Origin of the sequence: Mesorhizobium sp., assembly GCF_024509055.1 — a bacterium.
GTDB lineage: Bacteria > Pseudomonadota > Alphaproteobacteria > Rhizobiales > Rhizobiaceae > Mesorhizobium.
This window is the reverse complement of sequence record NZ_JANINM010000012.1, coordinates 1-7,538: the sequence shown is the minus strand read 5'-3', so window position 1 is coordinate 7,538 and position 7,538 is coordinate 1. Positions and strand designations below refer to the sequence as shown.

Sequence of the window (7,538 nt, the reverse complement as noted above, 5' to 3'; positions counted from 1 at the left end):
ATCTCCCCCCAAGTGGGGGAGATGTCCGGCAGGACAGAGGGGGGCGCTGTCCCGCAAGCCCATCCCTTCGTCATTCTAGGGCGGAGCAAGGAGCGAAGCGACGCGCGCAGACCCTGGAATCCATGCCGTGACGTCTGCTTCTGGATGCAGCTTCGCAGGATGGGTCGCCTCCTGCGACGGCAGCCAAGGCCTGTCGAGGCTCACGCCCAGCAGCCGCAACGGCCGTTTTTTCCCTGCGAGGCGTTTTCAACCGACGGCCGCACCAGGGGAACTGATCGACAGCACCATCCAGACTTGGCCGAACGCTCTCGCGGCACTCGGGTGAACATCTCTACACCGTGGCGGCGCTCAGAAGTAACGGCATGGATCCTAGGGTCTGCGCGCGTCGCTTCGCTCCTTGCTCCGCCCTAGGATGACGAGGGATAGGTCTGCCGGACAGCGCCCCCCTCTGGCCTGCCGGCCATCTCCCCCACTTGGGGGGAGATTACGCACCCGGGCGCTCTCGCCAATCGCCAAAGTTGCAATACTTCGCCGCCCTCATTGGACTTCGCCAAAAGGCGCACCCATATTGAATCCAGGGAGCTTTGAGCGTGAAACTCGCGCGGATGGCCCTTTTTGCCGCGGCTTGCGTGGCCGCGGCGATGCTTTCTTCCTTCTCTTCGACCGGAGCGACCGGCGAGAGGGTGGCGTTGAGCGTTGCCATTGACGGCGCCATCGGTCCGGCGACCGCGCGGCAGCTCCATGAGGCGCTTGGCACCGCCGCGAAGCGCGACGCGGCGGTCCTCATCCTGCAGCTCGACACGCCGGGCGGGCTGGTCACCTCGATGCGCGAGATGATCGCCGATATCCTGGCGTCTCCGGTCCCGGTCATCGGCTATGTCGCGCCAGCCGGCGGCCATGCGGCAAGCGCCGGCACCTACATTCTCTACGCGACCCATGTGGCGGCGATGGCGCCGGGCACCAATCTGGGCGCGGCGACGCCGATCGAGATCGGCGGGCTGCCGTCGCTTCCCGGCGGCGAGAAGGACAACGGCCCCGGGCAGAAGGACGCCACCGGGCGGCCACCTGGCGACGCGGAGATGGCCAAGGTGACCAATGACGCGGTGGCGCTGATCCGCTCGCTCGCCGAACTGCGCGGGCGCAATGGCGACTGGGGCGAGAAGGCCGTGCGCGAGGCGGCGAGCCTTTCGGCGAGCGCTGCTTTGCAGCAGCATGTCATCGACTTCGTTGCCCGCGACACGACCGAACTGCTGCAGCTTGCCGATGGCCGCACCGTCGAGGTGGCCGGCAAGAAAATGGTGCTGGCGACAAAGGGCCTGCCTGTCGAGACGCTGGACCCGGGCTGGTTCATCCAGCTCCTCAGCGTCATCACCGATCCGAACATCGCCATCGTCCTGATGCTGGTCGGCGTCTACGGGATCGTCTTCGAGTTCACCAGTCCCGGCGCGGTGGCTCCCGGCGTGCTGGGCACCATCTGCCTCGTGCTCGGTCTCTATGCGCTCGATCTCCTGCCGATCAACTATACCGGCCTTGCGCTGATGCTGCTCGGCGTCGCCTTCCTGATCGTCGAGGCCTTCAATCCCACCGTCGTGCTGGGGGTGGGCGGCGTGGCGGCCTTCCTGCTCGGCTCCGCCATGCTGCTCAAGGTCGAGGGGCCCGGCTTCGAAGTGTCGTGGGCCGTCACCGGCGCGGCCGCCGCCGTCACGCTCGGCCTGGCGCTGCTTGCAGGCACCTACGTATGGGCGGCGCGCCGCAATCCGCCGCGCGTCGGCGGCGAAGCCATGCGCGGCCAGCCGGCGGAAATTCTCGACTGGCAGGGCGGCCAGGGCCATGTGCTGGCGCTCGGCGAACGCTGGCGCGCGAAAGCCGACGAACCGGTGGCGCCGGGCGACAGCGTCGAGGTGACAGCCATCAGCGATCTCGTGCTGACGGTGCGGCGGCGCGCCCTCGCGGACAAGCGGGCGGCAAACAACGGAGCAAGACAATGATGGTCAGCTATGTGGCCTATCTGATCGTTGCCTTCCTGGTGCTGATGTTCCTGTCGGCGTCCATTCGCATTCTCAGGGAATATCAGCGCGGCGTGGTCTTCACGCTGGGCCGCTTCACGGGGGTCAAGGGGCCGGGCCTCATCATCCTCGTGCCCTTCGTCCAGCAGATGGTGCGGGTGGACCTGCGCGTGGTGGTGCAGGACGTGCCGCCGCAGGACGTCATCTCGCGCGACAACGTCTCGGTGAAGGTCAACGCGGTGCTCTATTTCCGCATCGTCGATGCCGAGCGCGCCATCATCCAGGTCGAGGATTTCATGGTCGCCACCAACCAGCTGGCGCAGACCACGCTGCGCTCCGTGCTTGGCAAGCACGAGCTCGACGAGATGCTGGCCGAGCGCGACAAGCTCAACAGCGACATCCAGGAGATACTCGACCAGCGCACCGACGCCTGGGGCATCAAGGTCTCCAACGTCGAGATCAAGCATGTCGACCTCAACGAGAGCATGGTCCGCGCCATCGCCAAGCAGGCCGAGGCCGAGCGGCTGCGGCGCGCCAAGGTGATCAACGCCGACGGCGAGCAGCAGGCGGCGGCAAAGCTCGTCGAGGCCGGCCGCATGCTGGCGGCCGAGCCGCAGGCCATGCAGCTTCGCTATTTCGAGGCCCTGCACGACATCGCCGGCGAGCGCTCCTCGACGGTGGTCTTCCCGCTGCCGGTGGATCTGCTCAGCCAGTTCCTGAAGGGGCAGGGGAAGGCGTGATCTCCGCCCTCGAGGGGAGGGGGCCGCGAAGCGGCCGAAGTGGAAGAGGCCGCGCTCCGTCGCACCCCCCTCTGGCCTGCCGACCATCTCCGCCTCAAGGTGGGAGCTCAATCGGCGTCGCCGCCCGATCCCTTGCCGCATTGTGCCAGCACCTTGCCGATGGCCGGGCCGGAGCCTTTCAGCGGAAAGGCCGCCTCGCCATATTTGTCGGCCGAAACCGTCACCTCGCCCTTGCCGCGCAAGAGCGCAAGCAGCGGGTCCTTCGCGTCCGGCAGTTCGGTCGTGAAATAATTGTACATCGCCTCGAGCTGCAGCGTCCTGGTCTCGCTCTTGCCGTCGGCCTTGAAGGTGAAATCCGCGCTGATGCCGGGATCGAGCTGTGGGCTGGACGGGCCGAGATCGTAGCTCAGCACTGGCTTGGCGAAACAGGTCAGCATCAGATGCGCGTCGGCCTTCGCCCCGCCGCACACCGAAGCCGTCATCACGCTGCCGCCTTCGTCCTCCTCCATCGCGGCCGACCACGAGCAGGAGCTCGCATGGGCGGGCAGGGTGGCGAGCGCCAGGATGAGTGATGCCGATGCGATTTTCATTGATCGTCCCCCTGTGATGGCGGGACGATACAGAAAATGGCGAAAGCCGGCGAGCGCTCAATCTCTCCCGTCCAGGGAAGGGGGGTGGCAGGGGCCATGGTGCGCAGCCCTATCTTTTCGTCATTCTAGGGTCTGCGCGCGTCGCTCCGCTCCTTGCTTCGCCCTAGAATGACGAAGCGAAAGAGGCCGCGCTCCTTTGCCCCCCTCTGCCCGGCAGGGCAGAGGGGGGGTGCCTCGCGCCAGCGCTAGATCAGCTTCTCCAGCGTGATCGGCAGGTCCCGCACCCTCTTTCCCGTGGCGTGGAACACCGCGTTGGCGATCGCCGGCGCTATTCCCACGATCGCCAGTTCGCCCACGCCCTTGCCGCCGAGCGCCGAGGAGTGCGGGTCGGGGATGCCGACCGAGATCGTCTGGATGTCGGGGATGTCGGCATTGGTCGGCAGCATGTAGTCGGCGAGGTTGCCGTTGACGATGCGGCCGTGGCGGCGGTCGACGATGCCTTCTTCCAGCAGCGCCTGGCCAATGCCCATGATGATGCCGCCCTTCCACTGGCTCTCGGCCAGCTTCGGGTTGTAGAGCCGGCCCGAATCCAGCGCCGACACCACGCGCGACACGCGCACGGTGCCGAAATCCTCGTCCACCCGCACCTCGACGAAATGGGCGCACCAGGAATGGCGCGACCACTCGCCCTCGGTATGCGGGATCGACTTGGCGATGGTGGTGTAGTTCGCGTAACGCTCCTGTGGCGTCGTGTTCGCCGGCAGCGTGTCGCCCTTGGCCTCGATCCGGTCGCGGCCAAGGGCCGACATCAGTTCGGCGATCGACAGTTCCGGTCCTTCGCCGCGCGGCGAGGCGATGCGGCCGTCCCGCACCTGCAGCGTGTTAGCCTGCAGCTTCTGGAAGGGCGAGCGCGGGTCTGAGAGCGCGAGCCCCACCAGTTCGTCCAGCGCCTGGCCGGCCGCCTTGTAGACGGCGCCGGTCATGACGCCGGCGAGCCGCGAGCCGCCGGTGACGCCCGCGCGGGCGAAGTGGGAATCGCCGAGCTTCACCGACACCTGGCTCACCGGCACGCCGAGCGTTTCGGCCGCCGTCTGCGCCAGGATCGTGTAGGTGCCCTGGCCCATGTCGATGGAGGAGCTTTCGACCACGACCGAGCCGTCGGCGAGGATCTTCACCACCGCCTCGCCATGCGCGCGCCGCACCGGATAGGTGCCGGCCGCCACGCCCCAGCCTATGAGCTGGTGGCCGTCGCGCATCGAGCGCGGCTCGCGCGAGCGCTTCGCCCAGCCGAAGGCTTCCGCCCCTGCGGCAAAGGCTTCGCGCAGCTGCCTTGTCGACCACGCCTTTTTCGCGTGCGGGTCCTGCTCGGCATAGTTGATCAGCCGCATCTCCAGCGGGTCCATGCCGAGTTCATGGGCAAGCTCGTCGATGGCGCTTTCGATGCCGAAGGCGCTGGGGTTTTCGCCTGGCGCGCGTTTGGCCCCCGGCACCACCGTGTTCACCCGCACAACATTCTGCTTCGAGGAGAAGTTGGGCGTGGCGTACATGATCGAGGTGACCGAGCCGAGCGGCTCGACCCACATGCCGTCGACCGCCGTCTCGTTGATGCCGCGATGCACGATCGACTGGATGCGGCCATCCTTGTCGGCGCCGATCGCCACCGTCTGGCGAGTCGCGGCGCGGCCGCCATAGGAGGTGAAGTTCTGCGGGCGGTTGAGCACCAGCTTCACCGGGCGCTTCAGCATTTTCGCCGCCGCCGCCGCCACCGCGCTATGCGCCAGGGCCAGCGCCTTCGAGCCGAAGCCACCGCCGATATAGGGCGACACCAGCCGCACATTCTCGAAGGGAACGCCGAACCATTCGGCGTAGGTGCGCGCCATGCCGTCAAGCCACTGGCTGGGTTCCCAGATGGTCAGTTCCTCGCCTTCCCAGCGCGCGATCAGCCCGTGCGGCTCCATCGCCGCCTGGAATTCGCGCGGCGTGTTGTAGGCCGCGCAGACGCGCACCGGCGCCTCGGCGAAGGCGGCCTGCGCGTCGCCCCATTCCTTGGTCATCGCCTCGATGGGGATGCCGTCGCCGGCCTTGCCATCGCTGAGGTCGACGATGGCCGGAATCTCGTCATAGCTGACCTTGACGAGCGCCGCCGCGGCCACCGCCTGCTCGAAAGTCTCGGCCACCACGGCCGCGACATGCTGGCCGGAATAGGTGACCTCGCGGGCGAGGGGACAGTAGGTCGGCCGCGGCGAGGGATTGCCGAACCAGTCGGAAGCGCCGTTCAGCTTCATGATGGTGTCGGGAGTGAGCACCGTGAGCACGCCCGGCGCGGTCTCCGCCGCGCGGGTGTCGATGCCGGAGACCTTACCGGCCGCGATGGTCGCGCCGACCACCACCGCATGCGCCAGCCCTTCGAGCTGCTGCTCGAAGGCGTAGTGCGCGGCGCCCGTGATCTTGGCCGGGCCGTCGACGCGCGACAGCCGTCCGCCGACCGCTTCGAGGCGCGCGCTGTCGGACGCCGCATGTTTCATGTCATGAACGGTCATGCCGTCTCTCCCAATTTGAGGATGGCGCGGGCGACCACGCGCGGCGCCAATGCGATCTTGTAGTGGTTGGCGCCATGGTCGACGGCGCCCTCCATGGCGAGCTCGCTCGCCTTGCGCACGGTGTCTTGCGAAAGCTGCTTGCCTTTCAGCGCTTCCTCGACGGCGCGCGCCCGCCACGGCTTCGTGGCGACGCCGCCGAGCGCGACGCGGATGTCGCGGATGGTGCGACCGTCGCCCTCCAGCTCCAGCCCGACGGCAGCACTCGCCGCCGCGAATTCATAGGACTGGCGGTCGCGCACCTTGATGTAGGTCGAGCGCCGGGCAGCGGCCGAGCCCGGGATTTCGACGGCCGTGATCACCTCGCCAGGGTGGATGTCGTGCTCGCGCTCGGCCGTGGCGCCGGGGGCGAGGAAGAAGTCCTCGACCTTGAGCCTGCGCCCGCCGAGATCGACCTCGGCGTCGAAGGCGACGAGCGCGATGGCCAGGTCGCCCGGATAGGTGGCGATGCAGGCCTCGCTGACGCCGAGCACGGCATGGCCGCGCGTGACGCCGCCGATCGCCGAGCAGCCGCTGCCGGGATGCCGCTTGTTGCAGGCCGGGAAGTTGGCGGGATCGCGGAAATACGGGCAGCGCGTGCGCTGCATCAGATTGCCGCCGATGGTCGCCATGTTGCGCAGCTGCGCCGAAGCCGCCTGCCACAGCGCCTCCGACACGGCCGGGAACAAGCTCTTCACCTCGGCATGGTCGGCGACATGGCTCATCCTGGCCAGCGCGCCGATCAACGCGCGTTCAGGCGTGACATCGATGGCGTCGAGCCCTTCGATATGGCTGATGTCGATGACCGTGGAGGGTTCGGCGACGCCGCATTTGGCGAGATCGATGAGCGTGGTGCCGCCGGCCAGCAGCATGGCGCCGGGCAACGCGGCGGCGTTGCGCGCGGCCTCGATGGAGTCGGCGCGGAGGTAGGAAAAATCTCTCATGAGCGGAGCTCCTGTGCGGCCTGGCGCACGGCGGCGACGATGTTGGGATAGGCGCCGCAGCGGCAGAGATTGCCGGCCATGTATTCGCGGATTTCGTCGTCGGAGCCGGCATGGCCCTCGCGGATGCAGGCCACCGCCGACATGATCTGTCCGGGCGTGCAATAGCCGCACTGGAAGGCGTCCTGCTCGAGGAAGGCGGCCTGCACGGCGTGCAGCGTTCCGTCCGTGTCGGCGAGCCCCTCTATCGTGGTGATCGAGCGGCCCTCGACCTGGGCGGCCAAGGTCAGGCAGGCGAGCACGCGCTCGCCGTCGACATGGACCGTGCAGGCGCCGCACTGGCCCTGGTCGCAGCCTTTCTTGGTGCCGGTCAGATGCAGCCGGTCGCGCAAGGCATCGAGCAGCGTGACGCGCGGCTCGACCTCGAGGGAATGGTCGCGGCCGTTGATCGTGAGGTGGAGGGAAAGCATGGTTGGGCTGGACTGGCCATCGAAGGAATGGCCGTCGGTGGGAGGATCGATGATGGTCTGGCTGGTCATGGGGCGTCGGGCTCCGATTGCTGGACGCTAGGCGGATGGAAATGGGGCTTGGCAGGAGAGGGGCAAGGCATCGAGACAGCTAATCTCCCCCTCGTGGGGAGATGCCCGGCAGGGCAGAGGGGGGCGCTGTCCCGCCAACCTCTCCT

General features: G+C 67.8%; 6 protein-coding genes. 2 read left to right on the top strand and 4 right to left on the bottom strand.

Annotated features, from left to right (window positions below; translation table 11 throughout):
• Positions 1-590: 590 nt before the first annotated feature.
• Both Q0L57_RS00880 and Q0L57_RS00875 read left to right on the top strand, forming a co-directional pair.
• Entirely contained in the window at positions 591-1,988 is a 1,398-nt protein-coding gene (locus Q0L57_RS00880) for a nodulation protein NfeD (RefSeq protein WP_296736454.1), read from the top strand.
• Complete coding sequence (locus Q0L57_RS00875; RefSeq protein WP_296736451.1) at positions 1,985-2,746, top strand: slipin family protein; 762 nt, start codon at positions 1,985-1,987, stop codon at positions 2,744-2,746. The genes Q0L57_RS00880 and Q0L57_RS00875 overlap by 4 nt, the downstream gene beginning before the upstream one ends.
• A 107-nt stretch (positions 2,747-2,853) precedes the next feature.
• On the opposite strand, the gene Q0L57_RS00870 is transcribed toward Q0L57_RS00875, so the two are convergent.
• From Q0L57_RS00870 to Q0L57_RS00855, 4 genes are all read right to left on the bottom strand, one after another.
• Positions 2,854-3,336 carry a hypothetical protein gene (locus Q0L57_RS00870; protein ID WP_296736449.1) on the bottom strand — a complete coding sequence of 161 codons (483 nt, stop codon included), beginning with the start codon at positions 3,334-3,336 and terminating at the stop codon, positions 2,854-2,856.
• Positions 3,337-3,581: 245 nt separating this feature from the next.
• Positions 3,582-5,876 carry a xanthine dehydrogenase family protein molybdopterin-binding subunit gene (locus Q0L57_RS00865; protein ID WP_296736447.1) on the bottom strand — a complete coding sequence of 765 codons (2,295 nt, stop codon included), beginning with the start codon at positions 5,874-5,876 and terminating at the stop codon, positions 3,582-3,584.
• Positions 5,873-6,856 (bottom strand): xanthine dehydrogenase family protein subunit M, encoded by a 984-nt coding sequence (locus Q0L57_RS00860; protein ID WP_296736445.1) that lies wholly within the window; start codon positions 6,854-6,856, stop codon positions 5,873-5,875. The genes Q0L57_RS00865 and Q0L57_RS00860 overlap by 4 nt, the downstream gene beginning before the upstream one ends.
• The gene (locus Q0L57_RS00855) at positions 6,853-7,323 is read right to left on the bottom strand and encodes a (2Fe-2S)-binding protein (protein WP_296736456.1); all 471 of its coding nucleotides are present in this window, start codon (positions 7,321-7,323) and stop codon (positions 6,853-6,855) included. Before Q0L57_RS00855 ends, Q0L57_RS00860 begins: the two co-directional genes overlap by 4 nt.
• Positions 7,324-7,538 lie beyond the last annotated feature (215 nt).

What these genes read in the sequence shown, in the direction of transcription:
- Q0L57_RS00875 (WP_296736451.1), top strand. Translation starts at nt 1,985, where the DNA reads ATGATGGTCAGCTATGTGGCCTATCTGATCGTTGCCTTCCTGGTGCTG.
- Q0L57_RS00865 (WP_296736447.1), bottom strand. Translation starts at nt 5,876, where the DNA reads ATGACCGTTCATGACATGAAACATGCGGCGTCCGACAGCGCGCGCCTC.
- Q0L57_RS00855 (WP_296736456.1), bottom strand. Translation starts at nt 7,323, where the DNA reads ATGCTTTCCCTCCACCTCACGATCAACGGCCGCGACCATTCCCTCGAG.
- Q0L57_RS00860 (WP_296736445.1), bottom strand. Translation starts at nt 6,856, where the DNA reads ATGAGAGATTTTTCCTACCTCCGCGCCGACTCCATCGAGGCCGCGCGC.
- Q0L57_RS00870 (WP_296736449.1), bottom strand. Translation starts at nt 3,336, where the DNA reads ATGAAAATCGCATCGGCATCACTCATCCTGGCGCTCGCCACCCTGCCC.